Consider the following 1515-nt stretch of genomic DNA (forward strand, 5'->3'; position numbering starts at 1 on the left):
CGCACCGTGGAAGCGCCGCGCGAGTTCCGTCTTCACCTCGTCGCGGATGAAGCGTTCGGAGCGGCCGGCGATAAGACCTTCCGTCGCCGTGCGCAGGACGAATTTCAGATAGCCGACCGCCTGCTCCGCCCCCAGCGCCTCGTGGAGCTTCTCTCCGTAATGGATCGTCTGCTGTGCGAACTCGATCGCCTCGTAGAGAAGCCGTTCGCCACCAAGCATCAGGAAGCCGCGATGGCCGATATTGTTTTCCGCCGCCCATTTCAACAGGCGGACGCCGTCATCTTTGCGCAGGAATTCACGCAGCAGCTTGCGTGTGTGGTTCCAGTCGATCAGGAAGACGATGCGGGAGCCAAGAAAAGCGAGATAGCGTTCGAGCGCCGTCCGATCGGCGGCGTCGAACCGGCCGATGCAGAGATAATAATTCTCCTTGCCGTTGACCTCTTCGCCCCGTCGCGTGCGCGTGTCGTCCCATTGCACGGCGAAGGGCTTGAAGAGGCTCTGGAAGAAGGCGGCGCGCTGCGTGTGGATGTCGGTATAAGTCAGCGTGACCGTGAGACCTTCCACATGGACGACGAGAACATGCGCGTCGTTCGTGCCGATGTCGTTCTGGATGATGAGCTTGCCGCCGGCGCGCGTTACCGTCGTGCCGAGGCCCGGATGATCGAATTTGAGCGGCGCCGTCTCGTTGAGACCGCGCATGAAGGCGACGACCAGCGTCCGGTCCGCCTCGTCGATGCGCCAGACGCGGGCGCCGTCTATGCTCTCTTCGGACAGTTCGCCCTGCAGCGCATTGAGCGCCTTGTGCATGTCCATCACCAAAATATGAAGGCTGTCGCCGCGCGCCCGGTCGGCGAAGGTGATCGCGTCGATGATCCCGGCCGGGATGAGATCGCCGTCGAACGAAGGCAGGCTCGTCGCCAGCGCCGCCTCGCGCTTCGCAAAGCTCTCGTCGTCGGGGACGTCGGCCAAAGCTAGCGGCGCGCGCATGGCCGCGATGCCGTCGAGAACGGCCCGACGAAGCGCGCCCGCGCCGGGCAGGTGAAGCGCGCCATCCGCCTCGCGTCGCGCCGCGGCAAGCGCGCCGTCGAAAGCCGCATCGGTCACACCGGCGGCCCTGCGCTCGGCGGAGAGATCGGGCACCGGCAAGTCCGGCCGGTCGGCGCGATGTTCGGCCGTCTGCAACAAGGTCAGCAGGAATTTCACGCGATCGTTGGCGGCCAACGCCTCGGCCAGTAAATCCGGCAAAAGCAGCGCCCGCTCGCCGAGTTCGTCCATCATCAGACTTTTGACAGGCACGCCCGCATTCTCCCACCATCGGATTGGCGAAATCACTATCGGCGCCCGACGGCGTCGCCGCCTTGATCCGTCTCAATCCCCGCGATCATTGCCAATGGCTACGGAGGCTCCGTGACGATGCAATGACGGCGGCCCGGCCGCGCGAAGGCCGATTGTCGCAGTGGCGATGAAAAGCCGACGACATCCGCCTAGGCGTTGCGCGCCGCCAGGGCAGCGATG

1 protein-coding gene is annotated in these 1515 nt (G+C 65.0%); it reads right to left on the reverse strand.

The features are described 5' to 3' along the window. The coding region (locus VMR03_RS16640) for a hypothetical protein (protein ID WP_325407195.1) at positions 1 to 1296 on the reverse strand (1296 nt) is incomplete at its 3' end. Between the last annotated feature and the right edge of the window lie 219 nt (positions 1297 to 1515).

This window comes from Parvibaculum sp. (assembly GCF_035511255.1).
Classification (GTDB): Bacteria; Pseudomonadota; Alphaproteobacteria; order Parvibaculales; family Parvibaculaceae; genus Parvibaculum.